The 20,732-nt window shown below is 51.3% G+C and carries 24 protein-coding genes, 1 tRNA gene and 2 pseudogenes; 13 read left to right on the top strand and 14 right to left on the bottom strand.

Annotated features, from left to right (window positions below; all coding sequences use genetic code 11):
- The 10 genes from ACP5SG_RS06405 to ACP5SG_RS06360 form a co-directional block, all read right to left on the bottom strand.
- Entirely contained in the window at positions 1 to 411 is a 411-nt protein-coding gene (locus ACP5SG_RS06405; RefSeq protein ID WP_428122964.1) for a hypothetical protein, read from the bottom strand.
- Positions 412 to 454: 43 nt separating this feature from the next.
- Complete coding sequence (locus tag ACP5SG_RS06400; RefSeq protein WP_424661579.1) at positions 455 to 1,153, bottom strand: type 1 glutamine amidotransferase; 699 nt, start codon at positions 1,151 to 1,153, stop codon at positions 455 to 457.
- A gap of 18 nt (positions 1,154 to 1,171) precedes the next feature.
- Positions 1,172 to 2,302, bottom strand: coding sequence for a 3-deoxy-7-phosphoheptulonate synthase (locus ACP5SG_RS06395; RefSeq protein WP_237889838.1), 1,131 nt, complete (start codon positions 2,300 to 2,302; stop codon positions 1,172 to 1,174).
- 284 nt (positions 2,303 to 2,586) lie between these two features.
- A complete protein-coding gene (locus ACP5SG_RS06390) occupies positions 2,587 to 2,814 on the bottom strand; it encodes a FeoA family protein (RefSeq protein ID WP_237889246.1) in 228 nt (75 codons plus the stop codon).
- Between the two features lie 259 nt (positions 2,815 to 3,073).
- Positions 3,074 to 3,277, bottom strand: coding sequence for a cold-shock protein (locus tag ACP5SG_RS06385; protein WP_237889247.1), 204 nt, complete (start codon positions 3,275 to 3,277; stop codon positions 3,074 to 3,076).
- 299 nt (positions 3,278 to 3,576) lie between these two features.
- The gene (locus ACP5SG_RS06380) at positions 3,577 to 4,530 is read right to left on the bottom strand and encodes a dihydroorotate dehydrogenase (protein ID WP_237889248.1); all 954 of its coding nucleotides are present in this window, start codon (positions 4,528 to 4,530) and stop codon (positions 3,577 to 3,579) included.
- Positions 4,527 to 5,309, bottom strand: a complete 783-nt coding sequence (locus ACP5SG_RS06375; RefSeq protein WP_237889249.1) for a dihydroorotate dehydrogenase electron transfer subunit — start codon at positions 5,307 to 5,309, stop codon at positions 4,527 to 4,529. Before ACP5SG_RS06375 ends, ACP5SG_RS06380 begins: the two co-directional genes overlap by 4 nt.
- 2 nt (positions 5,310 to 5,311) lie before the next feature.
- Positions 5,312 to 6,178: a UbiA-like polyprenyltransferase gene (locus ACP5SG_RS06370; protein ID WP_237889250.1), complete on the bottom strand. Its 867-nt coding sequence runs from the start codon at positions 6,176 to 6,178 to the stop codon at positions 5,312 to 5,314.
- Entirely contained in the window at positions 6,175 to 6,774 is a 600-nt protein-coding gene (locus ACP5SG_RS06365; protein WP_428122957.1) for a UbiX family flavin prenyltransferase, read from the bottom strand. Before ACP5SG_RS06365 ends, ACP5SG_RS06370 begins: the two co-directional genes overlap by 4 nt.
- Before the next feature lie 3 nt (positions 6,775 to 6,777).
- The gene (locus tag ACP5SG_RS06360) at positions 6,778 to 8,235 is read right to left on the bottom strand and encodes a menaquinone biosynthesis decarboxylase (RefSeq protein ID WP_424661581.1); all 1,458 of its coding nucleotides are present in this window, start codon (positions 8,233 to 8,235) and stop codon (positions 6,778 to 6,780) included.
- A 1,083-nt stretch (positions 8,236 to 9,318) separates the two neighbouring features.
- Between ACP5SG_RS06360 and ACP5SG_RS06355 the strand changes: the two genes are divergently transcribed.
- The 3 genes from ACP5SG_RS06355 (at position 9,319) to ACP5SG_RS06345 (ending at position 9,935) form a co-directional block, all read left to right on the top strand.
- Entirely contained in the window at positions 9,319 to 9,495 is a 177-nt protein-coding gene (locus tag ACP5SG_RS06355; RefSeq protein ID WP_237889253.1) for a hypothetical protein, read from the top strand.
- Between the two features lie 121 nt (positions 9,496 to 9,616).
- Positions 9,617 to 9,769: a hypothetical protein gene (locus ACP5SG_RS06350; protein WP_428122954.1), complete on the top strand. Its 153-nt coding sequence runs from the start codon at positions 9,617 to 9,619 to the stop codon at positions 9,767 to 9,769.
- Between the two features lie 25 nt (positions 9,770 to 9,794).
- Positions 9,795 to 9,935: a hypothetical protein gene (locus ACP5SG_RS06345; RefSeq protein WP_428122952.1), complete on the top strand. Its 141-nt coding sequence runs from the start codon at positions 9,795 to 9,797 to the stop codon at positions 9,933 to 9,935.
- Between the two features lie 169 nt (positions 9,936 to 10,104).
- Here ACP5SG_RS06345 and ACP5SG_RS06340 read toward each other — a convergent pair whose 3' ends face one another.
- From ACP5SG_RS06340 to ACP5SG_RS06330, 3 genes and pseudogenes are all read right to left on the bottom strand, one after another.
- Entirely contained in the window at positions 10,105 to 11,349 is a 1,245-nt protein-coding gene (locus tag ACP5SG_RS06340; protein ID WP_237889256.1) for a multiheme c-type cytochrome, read from the bottom strand.
- Positions 11,350 to 11,504: 155 nt separating this feature from the next.
- Positions 11,505 to 11,750, bottom strand: a pseudogene (locus ACP5SG_RS06335) (transposase); the annotation flags it as partial.
- Positions 11,751 to 11,998: 248 nt separating this feature from the next.
- Positions 11,999 to 12,118: pseudogene (locus ACP5SG_RS06330) on the bottom strand (glycosyltransferase); the annotation flags it as partial.
- A 162-nt stretch (positions 12,119 to 12,280) separates the two neighbouring features.
- Here ACP5SG_RS06330 and ACP5SG_RS06325 point away from each other — a divergent pair.
- The 6 genes from ACP5SG_RS06325 to ACP5SG_RS06300 all read left to right on the top strand — a co-directional run bounded on the left by ACP5SG_RS06325 (position 12,281) and on the right by ACP5SG_RS06300 (position 16,738).
- The gene (locus ACP5SG_RS06325) at positions 12,281 to 12,409 is read left to right on the top strand and encodes a hypothetical protein (protein WP_269137058.1); all 129 of its coding nucleotides are present in this window, start codon (positions 12,281 to 12,283) and stop codon (positions 12,407 to 12,409) included.
- A 19-nt stretch (positions 12,410 to 12,428) separates the two neighbouring features.
- Positions 12,429 to 13,754: a replication-associated recombination protein A gene (locus ACP5SG_RS06320; RefSeq protein WP_237889257.1), complete on the top strand. Its 1,326-nt coding sequence runs from the start codon at positions 12,429 to 12,431 to the stop codon at positions 13,752 to 13,754.
- 101 nt (positions 13,755 to 13,855) lie between these two features.
- A tRNA-Leu gene (locus ACP5SG_RS06315) sits at positions 13,856 to 13,943 on the top strand.
- Between the two features lie 100 nt (positions 13,944 to 14,043).
- Complete coding sequence (locus ACP5SG_RS06310; protein ID WP_428122949.1) at positions 14,044 to 14,592, top strand: hypothetical protein; 549 nt, start codon at positions 14,044 to 14,046, stop codon at positions 14,590 to 14,592.
- Entirely contained in the window at positions 14,562 to 15,629 is a 1,068-nt protein-coding gene (locus ACP5SG_RS06305; protein WP_428122947.1) for a CDP-alcohol phosphatidyltransferase family protein, read from the top strand. Before ACP5SG_RS06310 ends, ACP5SG_RS06305 begins: the two co-directional genes overlap by 31 nt.
- Positions 15,620 to 16,738: a deoxyguanosinetriphosphate triphosphohydrolase gene (locus tag ACP5SG_RS06300; RefSeq protein ID WP_237889260.1), complete on the top strand. Its 1,119-nt coding sequence runs from the start codon at positions 15,620 to 15,622 to the stop codon at positions 16,736 to 16,738. The genes ACP5SG_RS06305 and ACP5SG_RS06300 overlap by 10 nt, the downstream gene beginning before the upstream one ends.
- On the opposite strand, the gene ACP5SG_RS06295 is transcribed toward ACP5SG_RS06300, so the two are convergent.
- Positions 16,729 to 17,592, bottom strand: a complete 864-nt coding sequence (locus tag ACP5SG_RS06295; RefSeq protein WP_237889261.1) for an SDR family NAD(P)-dependent oxidoreductase — start codon at positions 17,590 to 17,592, stop codon at positions 16,729 to 16,731. The genes ACP5SG_RS06300 and ACP5SG_RS06295 overlap by 10 nt on opposite strands.
- A gap of 109 nt (positions 17,593 to 17,701) precedes the next feature.
- Between ACP5SG_RS06295 and ACP5SG_RS06290 the strand changes: the two genes are divergently transcribed.
- From ACP5SG_RS06290 to tuf, 4 genes are all read left to right on the top strand, one after another.
- Entirely contained in the window at positions 17,702 to 18,496 is a 795-nt protein-coding gene (locus ACP5SG_RS06290; RefSeq protein WP_237889262.1) for a YkgJ family cysteine cluster protein, read from the top strand.
- 136 nt (positions 18,497 to 18,632) lie between these two features.
- On the top strand, positions 18,633 to 19,004 hold the full coding sequence (gene rpsL, locus ACP5SG_RS06285) for a 30S ribosomal protein S12 (RefSeq protein ID WP_237889263.1): 372 nt from the start codon (positions 18,633 to 18,635) through the stop codon (positions 19,002 to 19,004).
- Positions 19,005 to 19,051: 47 nt separating this feature from the next.
- Positions 19,052 to 19,522: a 30S ribosomal protein S7 gene (gene rpsG, locus ACP5SG_RS06280; protein ID WP_237889264.1), complete on the top strand. Its 471-nt coding sequence runs from the start codon at positions 19,052 to 19,054 to the stop codon at positions 19,520 to 19,522.
- Between the two features lie 20 nt (positions 19,523 to 19,542).
- Positions 19,543 to 20,732, top strand: a 1,190-nt coding sequence (gene tuf, locus ACP5SG_RS06275; protein ID WP_237889265.1) for an elongation factor Tu, incomplete at its 3' end; no start/stop codon positions are given.

Below are 20,732 nucleotides of genomic sequence, written 5' to 3'. Positions count from 1 at the left end.
CTACCTGATGCGCGGCAAGATGCCGCCGGAAAGCGCAAACCCGGTCTCCTCATTTACGAGCGCTGCGTTCAAAAAATAATGTGAAAGGACCATCACGAGCTGTCTTACCGCACGGAGAACGCTCGCCCGTTTTTCGTTTTCATATCTGAGCGCAGCAAGTCTCCTTTTTCTTTCGATCACCATGCCTGCAAGCAGGCCTGCCACCCCGCAAAGGGATATAAAGGTAAAGGACATGGGCAGCATCTGTCTGGAGAAGATAAGATGCGCAAAGGATGAAAGGCCATGGGCGCCCGGCTCAATATCCAGCTTTCCATGGGAGGTGAACAGGCTCAAGACAAGCATCATGTAAGGATGCGCAAAGAGTGCTCCAGCCGCAATACCGACTGCAAAACATATTGTTTTAAAAGGCATTTTTCCCTTCCTGAAAACCGCATGGAAGGAATTGAAATTTGATTCATGCCTGCCTTTCCATTGCATCGAGCAGGGTATGGAGGTTTTTCTTTAATTCAATAAAAAGGGTCTCAGTTCCAAGAAGCTTATCCGCTTTTTGTATGAATTCTCCTTCCTCAAGGAGCTCCTCCTGGCAACCTCTTACAATGGCCTCAATGCTTTCTCTTGTGGACTCCATGTGAAATTGCAGCCCTACGACCCTTTCCCCATAGACAAAGGCCTGATTGGCGCATGCCATGGAAGATGCGATGTGGAGGGCGCTTTCGGGTATTGCAAAGGTATCGCCGTGCCAGTGGAAGGCCTTGAATGTGGCGGGCAGACCTTTAAATATCGGCGAATTCCATCCGTGAGGCGTGAGGGAGACGTCGAACCATCCGATCTCCTTCACTATGTTCCTGCGCACGGGGGCTCCAAGCACATTTGCAAGGAGCTGTGCGCCAAGACAGACCCCAAGGATCAATTTGTCAGCCTTGATAGACGCTTCAATAAATTTTTTTTCTTTGGAGAGCCATGGGTATCTGTCCTCGTCGTAGACGCCCATCGACCCACCCATTACGATCAGCCAGTCGAAGGCGTCAACCTCGGGCAGTGGATCGCCCTTATATACGTGAACACCCGATACGGTATAGCCCTTTTCAGCGGCCCATCCGCCTATGGCCCCGATCCCCTCGAATGATTCGTGCTGTATGTAGCATATGCGCATACCACTCCCTCGCCATATTTATGCATGCCATTTCTTAAATAATTCCCGTTCAGCAAGGGCCTTGCGTTCCTCATAGGCCTTTCTCGTTATCCTAACGTCCTCTAGGAAGTGGTCAAGTTCTTTCATGGTAAGGGCCTGCGGTCCATCGCACAGCGCCAGTTCGGGCCTTGGATGGAACTCTACCAGGATCATGTTTGCCCCTGCAATGACGCCCTGGGCCGTTGCATGAAATATATCAAGGATGCCGTCAGCAGCCCTGTCCTTTGTCCCGACGGAATGGGTCGGGTCTATGCATACCGGGAGTCTGGTAAGACGTTTGATCACCGGCACATGGGAAAAATCAACGAGGTTTCGGTGCGGGTCGCCAAGCCTTGTCTTTACACCTCTCAGACAGAATATGATCTTGCGGTTGCCTTCGCTTGCTATATATTCACAGGCGTTCAGCGCCTCCTCGATGCTGAGCCCCATGCCTCTTTTATAGAGGACCGGAAATTCCTGCTGTGAACCAGCGGCCTTCAACAGTTCGAAGTTCTGCGCATTCCTGGTGCCTATCTGGAGCATGACGCCGGTTGGCCTTCCGGCCTTTTCAAGCGCATCTGCAATTTCGTCTATATGGTCCTCTCTAAGGACCTCCATTGCTATCACCTTGATCCCGTATTTTCCGGCCAGTTCGAACACCCACGGGAGGCAATCCTTGCCATGGCCCTGGAAGTCATATGGGCTTGTGCGGGGCTTGTATGCGCCCATCCGGGCTGTGACGACCCCAGTCCTCTGGAGGTTCTTGAGTATGATTTCTACATGTTCTCGGGTATCGACCGCACATGGTCCTATGAATGTATGCAGGGAGTTCTGATCAAAGTAAAGGCCATTGTATTCAAACCCGATCTGGTCCAGTTGCCCGCCGTGGCGTCCTATCAGACGGTACTTACTCGAGACGCGTACTACCTTTTCGACACCTGGCATGTGTTCGATGGTCTCGGTCGGTATGTGGTGGGTAGGCCCTATGAGATATATCTCAGTAACCGTACGGCTTACGCCACTCACCTCTGATATCTTGGTCTTTATGTCGGGAAATTGGCGTAGATATTCAAGTATCCCACTCACCTCCGGGCCGTTCGGCTCGACCTCTGGCTTAATAATGATTATCATGACGTTACCTCTTTTTTTCTGATTTTTTCTGAAGTTAGTCTTGATGGCGTCGCAAAAAACGCCGACTGCCATGTTGCTCTGCCTCCTTCGTCACCACGGCGTACGGGGCGTACAGGAGGTATGCCTTATTCCTTAGGATCTGCACGCCTTGCATTGACGATTTTTGCTTAACCATCTCATGTCAATGACTTTTTTACGAGACCATCAATTTTTTATACTTTCACAGATTATGCAAATAAATGCAAGTACTGCCCGACATATAAGTAAGGCTACCATAATGGTCTTTAGACCTTTTCCACAATGATCTCCCTTGCCTCTTCATGACGAAGGCTTACGTGGTAGCCTTTTATCAGGTATTCTACTGGGTCTTTAAGTGGGGCGTATTTTACCACCTCCACCTCTGCCATAGCTACAAAACCCATCTCAAGTAGTCTTTTTTTAAATGGGCCTCTGGCGAGTATCTTTACAACCCGGGCTTTTTCACCGGTATGGAGGTCATCAAGTGTCGTCACCGCTGTTTCCCTTTCATGCTTGCAATACAATTAAGCCTTTTACAGAAGGGCTGTTATCCTCATTCCGGACAAAGGCCTTTTTTATTTCATTAGGTTCCATTGAGTTCCCTTCGGCAGACAGAAACGAAAGGGCAAAATGGCAGTAAAATTTTAATAAGGTCAATATGCAAGAAGGCATCTTTGACCCCTATTGGATAACTTTACAGACAAAAAAAGGGGCAACTCTTCGTAGCCCCTTTTTGGCGAAGTTATCTAAAATTTAATGCGTTGGGCGCACATTGGAGGCCTGCGGACCTTTCGGGCCGTTTACCACATCGAATTCCACCTCTTGGCCTTCACTTAGGGACTTGAATCCTTCAGACTGAATTGCACTGAAATGAACGAACACATCAGGTCCTTTTTCCTGCGAGATGAACCCGAATCCTTTTTGATCATTAAACCATTTAACGGTACCTTTTGCCATGGACATTGCTCCTTTCCTTGTGATTTAGGATTTAGATATTTCTGGGCATTTTACCCATACGTTGCACTACCGATGGTTCGAAACGCCCAGACGGAAAGGTCCGTCCTTCTGCTGATTTTCTACGTCCATCGAGTGTAAACCTGTTGTTCATTGGTGATTCAATTAAATTATTGGATTTGACTTGGGGGGATTTTCTTGCAAGATAATAACTTAGAAATTTGCACTACTCTCCCGATCGTTACCTCACCTTCTTTTCAATAAATGATAGGGCATGTCCGTCATTTCGTCAAGTAAAAATTTCAATCTCGAGGGATAGGCAGGTCATCTATCCGTAGAAAGTTGTTTTTTTTCATATAATCCCTCACCCCTGCTATGATATCGATGGCTACAGAAGGTTTTACCAGCGTGGCAGTCCCGACCTCGATGGCCGACGCCCCTGCCATAAGGAACTCAAGTGCATCGCTGGCGCTTGATATCCCGCCTATCCCTATAATCGGCACGTCGATCGCCCCGGCCACCTGCCATACCATGCGAAGGGCTATGGGTTTGATGGCGGGACCAGAGAGGCCGCCGACGACATTTCCAAGGGCTGGGCGTCTCTTGTCGATGTCTATAGCCATTCCAAGAGGGGTGTTTATGAGGGAGATGGCATCTGCCCCTGCCGCCGTGACCGCTCTGGCTATTTCGACTATATCCGTCACGTTGGGCGAGAGCTTGACGATTACAGGAAGGCCGGTTGCGGCCTTTACGGCCCTTGTTACCCCTGCCGCAGCGTTCGGGTCCGCGCCGATGGCCAGTCCGCCTGCCAGCACATTAGGGCATGAGATATTCACCTCTATTGCATCTATCCCGTCTGTCCCGTCAATGCGTCTTGCCAGACTTGCGTATTCTTCTTGAGAGTTTCCGAGGATGTTGACAATGACCCTGGTATTGATCTTTCTGAGCCAGGGCAGCTTATCCCTGATAAACGCCTCTATCCCTATATTTTCAAGACCTATGGAGTTCAGGAGGCCGCACGGCGTCTCTGCTATGCGGGGCGGGGGGTTGCCCTGCCTTGGCTTCAGGGACAGACCCTTTACGACGATTCCGCCAAGTGCGCTGAGATCGATAAGGTCGCCTATCTCCACCCCATAGCCGCATGTCCCTGAGGCAAGGAGTACTGGATTTTTCAACTTCAATCCACCTACATCAACAGACATATCCGGAGATATATCCTGGTCTTGCGGCATTTTTACCCTGGTCGTTTTCTTCATATCTCCCAGTCTATCTCCGTTGAATCTGTCACAGGCCCGTCTTTGCAGACATGAAGATAACCCCCGCTGGTCTTTTTGACCGCGCAGCCAAGGCATGCCCCTATGCCACAGGCCATCCCAGCCTCAAGCGAGGCCTCACACCTCGTTCCAAACTTGACTGTAAGGTCGTGTACAGCCCTCATCATGGGCCATGGACCGCAGGTATGGATCAATACATTTTTCTTAGAGAGGCATAGCTCCTTTTCAAGCATAGCCGTCACAAGACCCTTTTCGCCGAGGCTTCCATCTTCGGTAGTGATTAGGAGTCGTTCCGCGGATGCCTCAAATGTCTTGACGACCGGCAATATCTCTCCTTTCGTCTTGGCGCCTAGTATCACGCTGAACGCGCCTTCAAGCCTTTTTGCCAGGAAATGCAGCGGCGCCACGCCCATTCCGCCTCCGGCAAGGATGCGAGGTCCGCTGTGGTCAAGCCTGAATCCCCTGCCCAATGGCCCGATGATATCCAGGGAGTCACCCTCTTTTTTTTGAGAGAGGATATCCGTGCCCCGCCCTGTGACCTTATAGAGAAAGGATATATCCCCACTGTCTCCACTGTCGAAGATGGAAAGTGGCCGGCGAAGGAGCGGGTCAGACCGCAGATTGCCGTTTACGCTGAGCATGCAGAACTGTCCGGGTCTTGCGGCCCTGGCTATCTCCGGCGCCAGGATGGTCATAAGGAAGACGTCGTCAGACAACTTTTCGTTTTTTTTGATCTCTGCGCTCAGATCATATCTTGCCAAAGTTACATCCTCCATGTGAGGGATATGGCCGTGGCGGTAAACAAGATGATGCTTATGGCCGCGTTGCAGTTAAAAAATGCGGCGTCCATCTTTGAAAGGTCATCGGGCTTTACAAGCCTTCCTTGTGCAAACAGCAGTACAAAGACCGCAAGGACGCCGGCAAAGTATATCCAATTTAGACGAGCGAGCAATCCCGCCGATGCAAAGAGGATGAAGGCAGCCATATGTGATAGCCTCGATATGATGAATGCCTTTTTTGCGCCGAATGCGGCAGGAATGGATTTCAGCCCCTCCTTCCGGTCGAATTCCGTATCGAGGCAGGCGTAGAGGATATCAAAGCCGGCCATCCAGAATAGAAACCCAAGACTCAATACAATGGGCACAGACTCGATGTCGCCCCTGACCGCTATCCAGCCGGCGGTCGGGGCTATCCCGATCGAAAGGCCGAGAAAGATATGACAGAGGAATGTGAACCGTTTCATGTATGAATACAGCAGCAGGAGTGCAAGGACAAACGGAGAAAGGATGAATGCAAGGTGGTTAAGTTCATACGCCGACAGAAAATACAGCATGGCGGCGGCTATCGTTAGGCCCCAGGCTTCTTTCAGTCTTATGTCCCCCCTAGGCAGGGCACGTTGCGCCGTTCTGGGATTTTTTGCATCAAAAGGGAGGTCAACGATGCGGTTGAAGGTCATTGCGGTGGTCCTTGCCCCAACCATACCAACAAGGATCCAGAGGGAGGTCTTTAAATCAGGTGGGCCGCCTGCGGCCAGAAAGGCCCCGAGGAAGGCAAAGGGCAGGGCGAAGACGGTGTGTTCAAACTTGATCATCTCAAGGATCGTCTTTGTCTTTTTTATAACATAGGTCATACGCCGCATCTCCCTTCCCATCGTTTTAGGTTTTCTATATTAAAACCTAGGAATTCTGCTATCCTCCCTGCAAAAAACAAGGCCATCTCGTCAATGTTCCTTGGTTTGTGATAGAAGCTAGGCATGGCCGGATAAATGACCGCACCCGCCTCCTCTGCCAAGAGCATATTCCTTAAATGTATGCGGTTGAAGGGGGTTTCCCTTGGGACGATTACAAGCGGGCGTCTTTCCTTCAAAAAGCAGTCCGCCGCCCTGTGTATGAGATTTCCACTTATGCCGTGGGCGATTGCTGCAAGGGTACCCATGGTGCATGGGAGGATCACCATTGCCTGCCATCTTGCACTGCCGCTCGCGGGCCGGGCCGTAAGGTCATCCACCCCGTACACGACATCGGCTGTTTTCTTCAGCATCCTGCATCCTTCGTCTCCAAGTTCAAGTCTCGTCACCTCCATGCCAGCCTTGGATATGACAAGGTGGACCTCTTGGCCAAGGTCTTTCATTATCCCCATGAATTTCAGGCTGTAGATGGCTCCGCTTGCGCCTGTGATCGCGAGGAGGACAGGGGCATTTTCTGTCCAGTTTATTTGGTTTGTCACTTCTCAGCCCCTCCGATCAAGACCGAGTTTGGGCCACAGCCTGTCTATCCTGGTCTTTACATCCCTGTCCATCTCTATTATATCCGGCCATTTTCTCATAAAACCCTCCTCCGGCCATTTTTTGGTACAATCTATACCCATCTTGCTCCCGTAATGCGGAAGCGGCGAGGCGTGGTCAAGGGCGTCTACCGGGCCGTCTACAAATACCGTGTCGCGCCGCGGATCCACGTTGTTTCCAAGTCTCCAGAGGCAGTGAGAGACGTCTTGGACGTCTACTTCTTTGTCAAAGACACAAATGATCTTGGAGAACATCATCTGACCCAGACCCCAAATGGCGTGCATGACCTTCTTGGCATGACCCGGATAGCGCTTGTCTATGGAAATGAAGACTAGGTTGTGGAAGATGCCCTCGATAGGCAGGTTCATATCGATGACCTCGGGCATGGTCTTTTTGATCAGAGGTAAAAAAAGTCGTTCGGTGGCCTTTGCCATGTAACAGTCTTCCTGAGGGGGTCTGCCTACTATCGTAGCCGGGTATATGGCGTCTTTTCGGTGGGTCATGCAGGTTACATGGAAGACCGGGTAGAGATCGGCAAGGGAATAATAACCCGTGTGGTCGCCGAACGGGCCCTCCATACGTCTCTCACCGGGTTCCACATAACCTTCAAGCACGATCTGTGAATAGGCCGGGACCTCGAGGTCAATGGTCAGGCATTTAACGAGCTCGACAGGTTCGTTTCTTAAAAATCCGGCGAAGATCACCTCGTCTATGTCTTCAGGGAGCGGGGCTGTGGCCGCGTAGGTCATGGCTGGATCAGGGCCTATGGCGACCGCCACTGGGAGGCGTTTTCTTAGGCGCTCTGCGACCCTGTAGTGCTGGGCGCCCCCTTTGTGGGCGTGCCAGTGCATGCCGGTGGTGTTTTTGTCAAATATCTGCATCCTATACATGCCAGCGTTTCTTATGCCTGTCTCAGGGTGCCGGGTAAACACAACCGGAAGCGTGATGAACGGCCCCCCATCCTCGGGCCAGCAGTGAAGCACGGGTAGAAGGCCTAGATCAACATCTTCCCCCTTATAGACCACCTCTTGACACATGGCCTTTTTGACCAGTTTTGGCATGGCCGAGTCCATGCGTCTGAGTTTCGGGATGAGCCTCAGCTTCTTGATTATGGTGTCCGGCGCCTCCGCCTCGATAAAGTCCATGACCTCTTCGCCAAGGGCGTTTAGGTTAGGCACTTCAAGGGCCATAGCCATCCTTTTATAGGAACCGAAGGCGTTTGTAAGTACAGACATCTTGAAACCCCGGACATTTTCGAACAGCAGCGCGGGGCCATAGCGTTTTGATACCCTGTCCGTTATCTCGGTTATCTCAAGACGTGGGCTCACCGGTTCCTTTATGCGGACCAGTTCGCCTGCGGCGTCAAGCCTCTTTACAAATTCCTGCAGATCGCGGTAGGCCATGAAAGCTCCTTTGTTTAAGGAAAATTTAACGGTTGTTCTCAGCAAGTGTAAGGTCTTTTGTAAAAAAGGCAAGAAATGCAACGTGGGTTACCTGTATCTTTTTACATCCATTACCTTACATGTATCTGCTATCCATTCCGGATATGCATGAATCCATTATGAAAGAGTTGTAGACCTAGTTGGTGAATACAATAATGAAGTTAGACTGGTGATTTAGAAATTGGTTTATACACAGCACGCCCGGAAAGATGCTCAGAAACTATTTTTAGCAGTTTGAAAGAAGAAACACAGTCACTTTTGATGGTTCTGCGTGAAAATCCATTTAAAATCAACTACTTAAAAATTGGCTGGTGATTTGTCCATTCACCCTCAACAATGACCACGTCCTCTGTACGTGAATCTCGCTGCCTGATTTCGAGGATAGCGAAAGTATTAGCCTAAGGCAAGGGCGCCGCCGCGAGGTGGGGCCTAAAGGAAGCCGGAGTGCAAAGCTGTGAGCCGACGAACAGAAACGTCATATAAGATATAAGGCGAGTCTCCGGGTAAGACAGCACAGCATGCCAGAGCCCTGGATTGATTGCGCGCCATTCAGACGCTTACCCGTTGGACGTCCCATTTTACTGTCCTGCAAAATGCTCAGGGGATACGGTAAATGGCGCGGTTGTGCAGTGGAAGTTGATGCTCGCCGTCCATGGCTCAACCCCCTATCGGGCACCTGCGTCTGTCCCATTCCGCGGTCCTGCGGAATGGTAACGTCCTTATCCGGGGAGACCTGTCTCTAATGCTGGGCAGATTCCTGTTCAGTGAGAATATGGCAGGGGCTATAGGTACCCAAATGTCCCGGCTTCTCCAGGAGGGAGTTTTTGCCTGGGAGGGATACGAACCCAAGGAAAGCGGATAGGACAGGAAATTGTCCAGCGCCATACTGGGCAACCTTTGTGGTGAAGGGGCAGGAGTCAGCAGGGGCCATAGCAGGCGAAGGAATCTGCCATGGGCGCCGTGGCAGTTAGAAACGAGCCCTGGAAAACAGGGATAGACTCACCTCGCCGAAGGGCCGAACACGAAGAAAGGGGGAATACATCTATGAGTTCTGACACGTTGTTGAATCTGTACGGGGGAGAGGTGGCAGTGCGCGTCATGGAAAGGCGGACTGCTGGTTTTGATCTGCTTGAGCATATACTTGAGCCTGACAACCTCAACCGTGCCTGGAAACAGGTAAAGGCTAACAAAGGGCTCCAGGAGCTGATGGAGTTACCATAGCGCAGTTTCCGGCATACATCGAGGAGAGATGGCACGGTATAGGCGCTGCCATACTGGATGAACATATGTCCTATCTCCGGTCCTGAGGCTGAAGATACCGAAACGTGACAGAGGAACGCCCTTGGATACTACCCTAATGGACCGAGTGATCCAGCAGGCCATGGCCCAGGTTCTAATGCCGATGTTCGACCCGGAGTTCCAGGAATCGAGCTTTAGTTTCCGTTCGGGCCGTTCCGCGTATAACCAGTCTACCAGGTACGGAACTACATCATAAAGCAGGGTTACAGGATAGCAGTGACATGGCCCTTGCGGGATTTTTCGATATGGTAAACCAGGATGTGCTGATGAGCCGCATATCCCGCAAGGTTAAGGATAAGAGGGTTCTTGGGCTCATCAGCCGGTATCTCCGTGCCGGTGTGGTCAACAAGGGATGCCCGTAGGCCATCCGCAAGGGCATGCCCCAGTGAGGGCTTTTTTCACCGCTTCTTGCAAATATCCTGAAGATGACCTGGATAGGGAGCTTGAGGAAAGGGAGTCCTCGATTTGTAAGATATGCTGATGACTTTATCTAAAGTAAAGCCGGCGTACGCCGGCTATTTACAACAGAGGTCACTTCCCGTAGCGTTTCTGGTAGAACTCCTGGATCTTCGCGCGATCCTCCTTGGAGAGCCCCTGCTTCAGCCAGCAGTTGGCCGGTTCGTTGAGGACCTCGGCCGTGACGCCCGGCAGAAGTGCTTCCGCCTCGGGAAGGAACCTGCTGTAGAAGTCCTTCGCCACATCGTAAAAACCGTGCCACTGGACATAGTCGGGCCCCATCATGGAGGCCCCCATGCGGGCTCTACGACCTTCGTGATGCCAGATCTCGAAGTAGTCCCACTGGATCTTCTTAGAGAAGGGGGATGGACCAAGTTTGCCCGCTGCCTGGAGCTTGGCCATGATGACCTTGGCGGGCTCTCCGAACTTGTGGTTGTAGAGCTCCACGGCGTAATCGTACTGGACATAGAAGTTGTTGACCCAGTCCGAGGCGTGACAGTTGAAGCAGACCTTCTCCATCTCATTGCGTTTCTGCTGCCAGTTGGCCGTGTGGATCGATACCTCTGGCCTGAGCGTCCAGGAGAGGCGCGTGCCAACGTCATGGGTCTTGGCCACTCCTTTGGCTGCGCCCATGTGGCAGGTGGCGCAGGTGGGGGCGGCATTGTAATCCTTCCCCAGGATCCAGGAACGCGAATCGAGATTCATCCGCCCCTTCAGAGTGGCATAGGTGACGCCGTGTTTGCTCTCGGCATAGATCTCCTCTTGGGGATGGTCGGGGCCCAGGTGGCAGTAGCCGCAGCCCTCTGGCTGACGGGCGATAGAGACAGAGAAGGTATGGCGGCTGTGGCAGACGGAGCAGGAGCCCTTGGAACCGTCGGGGTTGATGCGACCGATGCCCTCGTTGGGCCAGGTGGCGGGGTCAAGCTTGCCGTTTTTGAGCACCTTTACGGTGCTGCCGTGGCATTGAACGCAGCCACTCACTGTCGCTGGCGGTCCCTCCACCACGTCGCCGAGCACGTTGTCAAGCGAACCCAGAATCTTACCTGCTTGAGCGTGATGGCTAGCCTCGAACTGGGCTGTCTCGTCGGGATGGCATTGGCTGCACTGCTTGGGGGTGACGACGACGGAGATGCGGTGGCCGTAGTGCTCGAAGCCGTCGGGACGGCCCTTGTCTACCTGGTGGCACTCGAAACATGCGATGCCCGCCTTTGCGTGCCGGCTCTGCGCCCACTGTTGCACTACCACTGGGTCCGCCTCCTTCTCGTGGCAGGCGATGCAAGCCCTGCTCTCAGGAGAGTTGGCCGCCAGAAGTGCCTTCATGGCGGACGCAGTCTTTGGGCCTACTGCGAGGATCAAGGCCGCTAAGGTGGCTAAAATGATAGAGAAATGGTACCAACCTTTCCTCATGGTCTTTCCTTTCTTGGCAGTTTGATAAAAATTCCCTATTATAGGGGGAGCATAAAAAAATGATACTGTCAACTATTTTGTGTGAATTTTAAAATAGGCAAATTGGGTCGCACCTTGCCTATTGGATTTGACCTCCAGGTCAGTTCCATTTTTAATGATATAAATGCGAGAAGCCTGTAACAGGCATCCTCCCCGGCTACGATCTCCATGGGCCTTGTCCTGCGCCTGAATTCCTTGTTTAGCCGCTCAATGATGTTCGTTGTCCGCAATGATATCCATTCCTCTTCCGGAAAGTTGAAGAATGTCAGACAGGAATACCTTCTCAAGACCCGAAAGTCCATCCATAATCCCAAGCATGACCGATCCGCTACCTTTGATACAGAACCCCCTGGGATATCCGCTGTTAGATGATTTGCCTCGCCCTTGGACCGTTTATATTCATTACGACCCAGATAGTGCGTCAGCTCCGCTTGTTTTTGTTATTTGGGATAACAAATATTATATAAGTGTGCCCCTTTTTTACCCTATTTTATTTTCACATAAGAAAAGTTATAATATTTATTTTTTTCCATTTGGCTATAAGTTGTGGAATCAGCTCCGGCGGGTCCTGAATATCTGCATCGATTGGAATGACAGCCATTCCAGATGAAAAATCAAGCCCTGTCGTTAAAGCTGCTCCTTTTGATTAGATACCTCCCCCGGTAACAAACCCTACCCCCCATTGTCAAGACAAAAAACAGGCCTCTTTACAGGCCTCTTTAAGGTGGATTAATTGAAATAGTCGTGATTTAATCTGATACTTCTTGTATAGATGGAATGAAATAATGAAATAAGGAGGAGTCAGATGACAACGGATCAGAAGATTATCAAGAACAAGCTTGGGCTGCCGGACAACACCGCCCTTGCAAGTTTTGAGTTCTTCATGTGCAATCATGACAAACTGTTTTTGTTGTCAATGCAAGTCATTTTATAATGGGAAAAGAAGACCAGCCATGAAAGAAGGTGGAAATATCCCGCTTGCCGAGCGTATGAGACCGGCAGATCTGAGTGAGGTTGTGGGCCAGCAGCACCTCCTTGGGCCCGGCAAGGTCTTGAGCGGCATAATAGCCGGCGGCAGGCTCCCATCCATAATACTCTGGGGGCCGCCAGGCTCAGGAAAGACGACCATTGCAAGGCTTCTGGCCAGGGCCGTGAATGCGAATTTTGTGAGTTTTTCCGCGGTGCTCTCTGGGGTTAAAGAATTGAGGGCGGTGATAGAAGAGGCCAGGGCGGATACGAAAAAGTACTTGCGGCCAACGATCCTCTTTGTGGATGAGATACACAGGTTTAACAAGGCCCAGCAGGACGCCTTTCTCCCCCATGTGGAACAGGGGGTCATAACGCTCATAGGCGCGACCACGGAAAATCCGTCTTTTGAGATCATCTCGCCGCTTCTTTCAAGGTGCAAGGTCCTGACCCTTGATCCCCTTGACGAAGTGGCCTTGAAAACGATCCTTGACCGGGCGCTGGCGGACAGGGAAAGGGGATTGGGTGCGCTTGAGCTCTCTATAGAGCCTGAGGCTGCGGAATTGCTGATAGGACGCGCGGATGGAGATGCAAGGACGCTTCTGAACAACCTTGAACTTTCCGGGGAGCTTGCCGCCTCTGCAAGGGCTGAGGGCAAGGGGGCGCTTATAACCGTAGGTCTTGTAGAAGAGGCGATACAGCAGAAGGCCTTGCGCTACGACAAGGCCGGTGAGGAACACTACAATCTTATCTCCGCCTTTCACAAGAGCCTGAGGGGCAGCGACCCTGATGCCGCCCTTTACTGGATGGCGCGGATGTTGGCGGCAGGGGAGGAGGCGCATTATATCGCAAGGCGGATGATCCGCTTTGCGTCAGAAGACGTGGGGAATGCAGATCCTAGCGCCCTCTCGATAGCTGTTTCTGCCCTGCAGGCGTTTGATTTTCTTGGTCCGACGGAAGGCGAACTCGCCCTCGCCCAGGCCGTGGTATATCTTGCAACCGCGCCCAAGAGCAACGCAGTCTATATGGCCTATGGCGATGCACAGGCGGACGCTAGGCGGCTCGGTTCCCTTGCTGTGCCGCTTCACATAAGAAATGCCCCGACGAGGCTCATGAAGGAGCTGGGCTACGGTGAGGGTTACCACTACGCCCATGACTATCCGGACGCCCTTGTACCGCAGGAATATCTGCCGGCTGAGCTCAAAAACCGCATATACTATAGGCCTACTGACAGGGGATACGAGCATATTGTTAAGGAGCGTCTTGAAAAGTGGCGGAAGATCCTTGCACAGCGAAGGGCTATCAAGAGGTAGTAATCTCTGATTTGAATTTTGCCTTGCACGATCCCGACGTCGGTGATTGACACGGCTGTGGAGTTTTGTTATCAGAGTGATGTTGATTTGTCCATCCAGATGCCGGAGTGGTGGAACTGGTAGACGCGCTGGACTCAAAATCCAGTAGGCCCTGCGCCTGTGAGAGTTCGATTCTCTCCTCCGGCACCATCAGGTTTATCAGGTTTATCGAAAATTTGTCCCGCAGCCCTTTATATCAGATAGATTGGGCTTATAATAGGCCTAAATTTATATATCGGGTATCCCTTCCATGATAGGTTTCGACACCTCGGTGTTTCCAACGCTTAATTTTCGTTCCAGGGAGGAGTTCTGGGGTCTTGTCGACCGACTTAGGGCGTTTTTTGACCGTTATTGCAAGGGACATCCGGCAATTGAGGAAAAGGCGGTTATGCTCAAGACCGCATTCGATAGGCTCGATCCCTTTATCCAGTCTTATACAGCCAAGGTCTGTCCTTATTGCGGCACCGTTTGTTGTGCGATGCGTCACGGCGTCCCGGAATTTGCTGATATCGTCGGGTTTCTTGCGATGGGTCTAGATGTACCGCTCTATGACCTCAGCCGCGATATGGGTGGCGCATGCCAATTCATGGGCAAGGCTGGCTGTTCGCTCAGGCGGATTGAAAGGCCGTATAGATGCACCTGGTATTTCTGCGACCCGCTTCTTAAGCAGATCGAGATAGGGCCTGTTTCCCATTACAGGCGTTTTATAAGGGATGTGGAAGGGCTGGCGGCGGCGCGGGGAGGGCTCATGGCGGTGTTTTATGGGATATGGTCGGAAAAGGCTGGAGATCGGCCATGAGGCTTACAGCCAATCACCTTACAGTCTTAAGGGTTGCGCTCCTCCCGCTTCCATATTTCCTCGTCTATGGTGGAAAGATGGAGCGTGTGGCAGCCGTAGCCGCCTTTGCAGTCCTTGGGATCACCGATTATTTGGACGGCCTGCTTGCCAGGAGGGACGGCGGCACCAAGCTAGGCGCCTTATTGGATCCTTTGGCTGATAAGATCTTTGCGGCGGTTACCTTGATTCCCATTGTGGACCTCCGCATCCTCCCCATGTGGGTTGTATGGCCTATTTTTTTACGTGAGTTCCTGGTGACGGAGATGAGGAGGTTTCTCTTGGTGGAGAGGCTCGAACTCCCAGTCACAGAGCTTGCAAAGATCAAGACGACGCTCCAGATGACCGGTGCTGGCCTTATTTTGCTTACCGATGTATTTCCTGACAAGACGGTATCTGCAGCCTTTCTTTCAGGGGCCTTGCTTGCAAGCCTTTTTCTGGCAATAGGGCTCTATTGGCGCAACGGTTATGTTTCTGAAAGGATAAAGACCGCCCTCGGGTTTCTCGTTTTGGGGCTTTTCGTGCTCATATTTTTTAGTGCGCCGACGGCGAATCTTGTATATGGCATCGTGATGCTAGGCATAACATTCATCTCTGCTTGGCGTTACATAACAGCTGGGTTGCCCGCTTGTGCAAAAAAAGGTCTCTTGGTCCAAGGTCGGCTCATTCTTGCCCTTGCATTTCCTCTCATCCCATTGGGGCTTATGACCAACGTCCAGACTGGCGTAACTGGCGTTGTCGTCTTCATTATTGTTTTTGAATTTGTCGCCCAAGGTATCGACATGTGGGCCCTCAAAGAAGGCCTTGTGGATATGGCATGGGTCAAGCCTTTTGTATGTCTGCCGGCCGGCATGGTTATATTGGCCATTGGCGTCAACATCTTTGGGTCTTCCGATGGCATCAGGTTATATCTGTTGGCGACTTCTTTAATGTCGGGCGGCTATTTGATCCTTGACGGCTTGATCCATCGGCGTCTAATCTGGAGGCAACGATGTATCTGAACAATGGAAATGAACTTTATGAAGGGAGAGGAGGGCGGGCATTTTCAACCGTCAGGGAAGAGATAGAGGCCAGGGAAAGGATCATTCTTTGCAAACAGGCCTGTCTCAGTTCGGAGACGAGGGGCAGGCGTGTATATGTTGCGCCTTGTCCTATCAGGACGGCGTTTCAGAGGGATAGGGATCGCATCGTTTATTCCAAGGCGTTTAGACGCCTTAAGCACAAGACCCAGGTCTTTCTCTCACCCATGGGAGATCACTATCGGACCCGTCTTACACATACCCTGGAGGTGGCTGAAATCGCCCGCACGATAGCGAGGGCGCTGCGCCTTAATGAAGACCTCGCCGAGGCTGTAGCGCTGGCCCATGATCTGGGCCATACGCCTTTTGGTCATGCCGGTGAGACCATTTTGAATGAGATCGTGCCGGGCGGTTTCTCGCATTGTTCTCAGAGTATCAGGGTGGTTGACGTGCTTGAAAACGGTGGCATGGGTCTGAATCTGACTTATGAAGTAAGGGACGGTATCCTCAAGCACTCCAAGGGGTTCGGTGAGATCATCCCGAAAAACCTGGATGACTGGGCCCAGACCGTTGAGGGTAGGGTGGTCAGGATAGCAGATGTAATAGCATATTTGAGCCATGACCTTGATGACGCTATAAGAAGCAGTGTAATAAGTGAAAGCGATGTCCCTGTTGAGTGCCAGGAGGTCCTTGGAGAGAGTCACAGTGCCAGGATCTCTTCCATGATAAGGGATGTGATTCAGAATACCAAGGTCACCGATGATGGCGAGATGGTTTTGGGTATAAGCGGGCATGTTTATGATGCAATGCTCGAATTGAGGGCATTTTTGTATGAAAACGTTTATCGCGCCCCACAGGTCCATAATGAATTTGAAAAGGCAAGGAAGATACTCTTTGATCTCTATAACTATTTTCTTACCCATAGAGACAGGTTCTTCAAGGAAAGGAGGAGATTCCTCGAGGAGGACGTAGTAGATACTGAAAACAACGTCTCCTATGAGAGGAGTGTCTGCGATTTTATAGCAGGGATGACGGATCGCTACGCCCAGGATCTTTTTACCAGGATATTCGTGCCCTCACCTTATGTCTGAATTGAGACGGCGGTTCCCCCCAGACCCGGCTCATCAGGCGGAATAATCCCTTTAGGGACGATGCCTGCCGCCTCTCCGCCTAGAATATATCCCCCGTCAAGTCGGATTATTGCCCCTGTCATAAAGGTAGCGTCCCTGACGAGAAAATTGACCGCCTGTGCGACTTCATGGACTGCACCCGTGCGCTTTAGCAGGGTGTGATCGATGATGGCCTTCTTTTCATCTTCGCAGAGCAACCCCCATCCCCTTGTCCCTGGGCCGTGGCGTGTATCAAAGAAGCCTAGCATCAGTTCATTCACCCGTACCTCCGGTGCCGCCTCCCTTGCCCATGTCTCTGTAAGCGTCCGAATGGCCCTGTTTGACAGGGAATAGCAGTCGTGAAACACCTTTGCCGCTGGACCGCACCTGCCTATAATTCCTGCTATGGACGATATGTTTACCACGGTCCCGTTTCCGGTTTTTTTTAAAAGAGGTAGGGCCTGTTTAAAGAGCATCCACTTTGCGGTGATGGTCGTGTTGAATTCAAGCTCCCACTGTCTCTTGGTATATTCGCCATGCACTATCGGCCAACCTCCGCGCTCTATGTTGTTTATGAGTATGTCGAGGCGCCCGAAACGCCTCATTGTCTCGTCTATCACCTTCTCGGCACCCCCGGGTGCCGTAAGATCGACCGCCACCGCGTGGTATTCTGCGCCCGCGTTCCTTAGTGTTTTGTGCATGTTGGGCAGTTCTTCTAGCCAGTCGTAATATGTTACCACGCACTGAACCCTCATCCTTGCAAGGCCTGCCGCTATGGCAAGGCCTATTCCCTTTATGGCGCCGGTCACGATGGCTGTTTTCCCAGAGAGTTTCATTGCAACCCTTTGTTTATCTTGTCAATAATTAAAATTTATGGCCTTTAAAGATATTTTATATTATAATATAAAAATAAAAATTTTTCTTTAACCTCCACAGGAGAACCCGATGTACGCACCCAAAGACAGCCAGGGTCCCATTGTCCCTGTAAGATTTGATCTGAACAGTAATTTTACCTTTTCATGCGGAAAGGATTCCGCTTGTTTTACGAAGTGTTGCAGAAATATCAAGATCATGCTTACTCCTTATGACATTATCATGATGAAAAAGGAGCTAGGCCTGACCTCAGATGAATTTCTTTTTTTATTTACTGAGCCTGGCTTGATCGCGGCTACCGAGCTCCCAATCCCGATCTTGAAGGTCATGGATGAAGAAATCAGGGCCTGCCCGTTTCTCAAGGAAACCGGCTGCTCAATATATAGCGTAAGGCCGCTTACGTGCAGGTACTATCCTCTTGGGGCAGGCATATTCCACAATAGAGACGCATCGTCTGACGAGCGTTTTTTCGCTATGATAAAGGAACCACACTGCCTAGGGCATTTATCGGAAAGGGAGTGGACGGTCAGGGAATGGATTGAAAATCAAGGGATAAATCGATATGAAGAGGTGAATGCAGGCTGGGTTGGATTGATCCTCAAGAGGAAATCCCTTGGCCCATTTGTGGATATCTCCGAAAAGACCTTGCAGATGTTCTTTATGGCCTGTTACAACATAGACGCCTTCAGGCGTTTTGTGTTCGAGAGCAGGTTTCTGGATATCTATATAGTTCCCAAAGAGAGGCAGGAAGAGATTATTGCGGATGATGTGTCGGCCCTCGATTTCGGTGTTAAGTGGTTGGAAACGACACTTCTGGGATCCAGAAATTTCAGCATTAGACAATACTCCACAGATGCGATAGATTAAAAAGGCTTGACAATATCTGTTTAAACCAGTATTAAATGCGAACTTTGTTTGTAGTGTTCAGATCACGCTTGCGTAGAGCAAAAGCCTGCAAGGACGTGGAACGATTTTTATTTTTTTGGCAATTTGAGGTGTATTGATGCCGACAATTAATCAATTGGTCCGCAAGGGCAGGGAAAAGATCAAAAAGAAGACCAAGGCGCCTGCGCTTGATGCATGCCCGCAACGCCGAGGGGTATGTACTAGGGTTTATACCACTACCCCAAAGAAACCTAACTCGGCCCTGCGGAAGGTGGCTCGTGTAAGGCTTACGAATGGTATGGAGGTTACTTCTTATATACCCGGTATCGGCCATAACCTTCAGGAACACTCGGTGGTTCTCATTAGGGGCGGTCGTGTCAAAGATCTCCCCGGCGTCAGATATCACATTATCAGGGGTACACTTGATGCCCTTGGTGTTCAAGATAGGCGCAGAGGGCGTTCAAAATATGGCACCAAGCGTCCAAAATAGTATGTCCAGCAAAACTTATGGGAGTGTATTAGGAGGCGACGAGGGTCATGCCTAGAAGGAGAGATATCCCCAAGAGAGAGGTAACTGCGGATCCCAAATATAACAGCACATTGGTGTCTAAATTCATCAACGGGATGATGCTTGAGGGCAAAAAAAGTGTGGCCAGGGGTATTTTTTACGAGGCCATGGATATAATCGAAAAACGTATGAAGGAAGACGCCATAAAGGTCTTTGAGCGTGCGATTGAAAATATAAAGCCGGTAGTTGAGGTGCGTTCGAGAAGGGTTGGCGGCGCTACTTATCAGGTGCCAGTTGAGGTCAGACCGGAGAGGCGACGGGCCTTGGCTATCAGATGGCTGGTTGGATTCGCAAGGAAACGTGGCGAAAAGACCATGGCCCAGCGGCTTGCATACGAGTTTATGGACGCCTTTCAGCAAAAAGGGGCTGCTTTTAAAAAGAAGGAAGATACGCATCGCATGGCAGAGGCGAACAAGGCATTCGCCCATTACCGTTGGTAGATGCTTGAGGAGGAATAGTCATGAGCAAGAAGAAGTTTGAGCGTACAAAACCGCATGTTAACGTAGGCACGATAGGCCATATCGATCATGGCAAGACGACGCTGACTGCAGCTATAACAAGGGTGCTGGCCGAGAAGGGCAAGGCTGAGTTCGTTCCGTTCGACCAGATAGACAAGGCCCCTGAGGAGCGTGAACGTGGCATAACCATAGCCACCGCCCATGTAGAATACGAGACCGACAAGCGCCACTATGCCCATGTGGACTGCCCTGGCCATGCCGACTATATAAAGAATATGATAACCGGTGCCGCACAGATGGATGGCGCCATATTGGTGGTAGGCGCTGATGACGGCCCGATGCCCCAGACCAGGGAGCACATACTCCTTGCCCGTCAGGTAGGCGTGCCGGCCATGGTGGTGTTTCTGAATAAGTGTGATATGGTGGACGATCCGGAGCTCCTGGAGCTCGTAGAGCTCGAGTTAAGGGAGCTCCTTACCAAGTACGAGTTCCCGGGCGATGAGGTGCCTATAATAAGGGGTAGCGCCCTTGAGGCCCTCAACAACCCAACTGATCCTGAAAAGACCAAGTGCATCTTGGACCTTATGGATGCAATAGACAACTACATACCAGAGCCCAAACGCGACATAGACAAGCCCTTCCTGATGCCTGTCGAGGATGTCTTCAGTATAAGCGGCCGCGGCACTGTGGTCACCGGCAGGGTGGAGCGCGGTGTGATAAAGGTGGGTGACGAGGTGGAGCTTGTAGGTATACGCCCCACACAAAAGACTGTATGTACAGGCCTTGAGATGTTCAGGAAGATACTTGACGAAGGCCGGGCCGGAGACAACATAGGTGTACTGTTGAGAGGTACCAAGAGGGACGAGGTGGAGCGCGGCCAGGTGGTTGCAAAGCCGGGCAGCATCACCCCTCACAAGAAGTTCAAGGCGGAGGTCTATGTCCTGAGCAAGGAAGAGGGCGGCAGACATACCCCGTTCTTCTCGGGTTACCGTCCCCAGTTCTATTTCAGGACCACGGACGTCACCGGAATAGTTACGCTTCCTGCAGGGGTTGAGATGGTCATGCCTGGGGATAATGTCTCCATAGAGGTTGATATGATACAGCCCATAGCCATGGAAGAAGGCCTCAGGTTCGCCATCCGTGAAGGGGGCCGTACCGTAGGCGCAGGTGTGGTGAGTAAGATTATAGAATA

This window comes from Dissulfurimicrobium sp. (genome assembly GCF_049968175.1).
Lineage (GTDB): Bacteria > Desulfobacterota > Dissulfuribacteria > Dissulfuribacterales > Sh68 > Dissulfurimicrobium > Dissulfurimicrobium hydrothermale.
Note: the sequence above shows the minus strand (reverse complement) of the source record. Positions and strands in the feature narration are given on the sequence as shown.

What these genes read in the sequence shown, in the direction of transcription:
- ACP5SG_RS06405 (WP_428122964.1), bottom strand. Translation starts at nt 411, where the DNA reads ATGCCTTTTAAAACAATATGTTTTGCAGTCGGTATTGCGGCTGGAGCA.
- ACP5SG_RS06400 (WP_424661579.1), bottom strand. Translation starts at nt 1,153, where the DNA reads ATGCGCATATGCTACATACAGCACGAATCATTCGAGGGGATCGGGGCC.
- ACP5SG_RS06395 (WP_237889838.1), bottom strand. Translation starts at nt 2,302, where the DNA reads ATGATAATCATTATTAAGCCAGAGGTCGAGCCGAACGGCCCGGAGGTG.
- ACP5SG_RS06385 (WP_237889247.1), bottom strand. Translation starts at nt 3,277, where the DNA reads ATGGCAAAAGGTACCGTTAAATGGTTTAATGATCAAAAAGGATTCGGG.
- ACP5SG_RS06380 (WP_237889248.1), bottom strand. Translation starts at nt 4,530, where the DNA reads ATGAAGAAAACGACCAGGGTAAAAATGCCGCAAGACCAGGATATATCT.
- ACP5SG_RS06370 (WP_237889250.1), bottom strand. Translation starts at nt 6,178, where the DNA reads ATGACCTATGTTATAAAAAAGACAAAGACGATCCTTGAGATGATCAAG.
- ACP5SG_RS06360 (WP_424661581.1), bottom strand. Translation starts at nt 8,235, where the DNA reads ATGGCCTACCGCGATCTGCAGGAATTTGTAAAGAGGCTTGACGCCGCA.
- ACP5SG_RS06355 (WP_237889253.1), top strand. Translation starts at nt 9,319, where the DNA reads ATGAGTTCTGACACGTTGTTGAATCTGTACGGGGGAGAGGTGGCAGTG.
- ACP5SG_RS06345 (WP_428122952.1), top strand. Translation starts at nt 9,795, where the DNA reads ATGGCCCTTGCGGGATTTTTCGATATGGTAAACCAGGATGTGCTGATG.
- ACP5SG_RS06340 (WP_237889256.1), bottom strand. Translation starts at nt 11,349, where the DNA reads ATGAAGGCACTTCTGGCGGCCAACTCTCCTGAGAGCAGGGCTTGCATC.
- ACP5SG_RS06325 (WP_269137058.1), top strand. Translation starts at nt 12,281, where the DNA reads ATGACAACGGATCAGAAGATTATCAAGAACAAGCTTGGGCTGCCGGAC.
- ACP5SG_RS06320 (WP_237889257.1), top strand. Translation starts at nt 12,429, where the DNA reads ATGAAAGAAGGTGGAAATATCCCGCTTGCCGAGCGTATGAGACCGGCA.
- ACP5SG_RS06310 (WP_428122949.1), top strand. Translation starts at nt 14,044, where the DNA reads ATGATAGGTTTCGACACCTCGGTGTTTCCAACGCTTAATTTTCGTTCC.
- ACP5SG_RS06305 (WP_428122947.1), top strand. Translation starts at nt 14,562, where the DNA reads ATGGTCGGAAAAGGCTGGAGATCGGCCATGAGGCTTACAGCCAATCAC.
- ACP5SG_RS06300 (WP_237889260.1), top strand. Translation starts at nt 15,620, where the DNA reads ATGTATCTGAACAATGGAAATGAACTTTATGAAGGGAGAGGAGGGCGG.
- ACP5SG_RS06295 (WP_237889261.1), bottom strand. Translation starts at nt 17,592, where the DNA reads ATGAAACTCTCTGGGAAAACAGCCATCGTGACCGGCGCCATAAAGGGA.
- ACP5SG_RS06290 (WP_237889262.1), top strand. Translation starts at nt 17,702, where the DNA reads ATGTACGCACCCAAAGACAGCCAGGGTCCCATTGTCCCTGTAAGATTT.
- rpsL (WP_237889263.1), top strand. Translation starts at nt 18,633, where the DNA reads ATGCCGACAATTAATCAATTGGTCCGCAAGGGCAGGGAAAAGATCAAA.
- rpsG (WP_237889264.1), top strand. Translation starts at nt 19,052, where the DNA reads ATGCCTAGAAGGAGAGATATCCCCAAGAGAGAGGTAACTGCGGATCCC.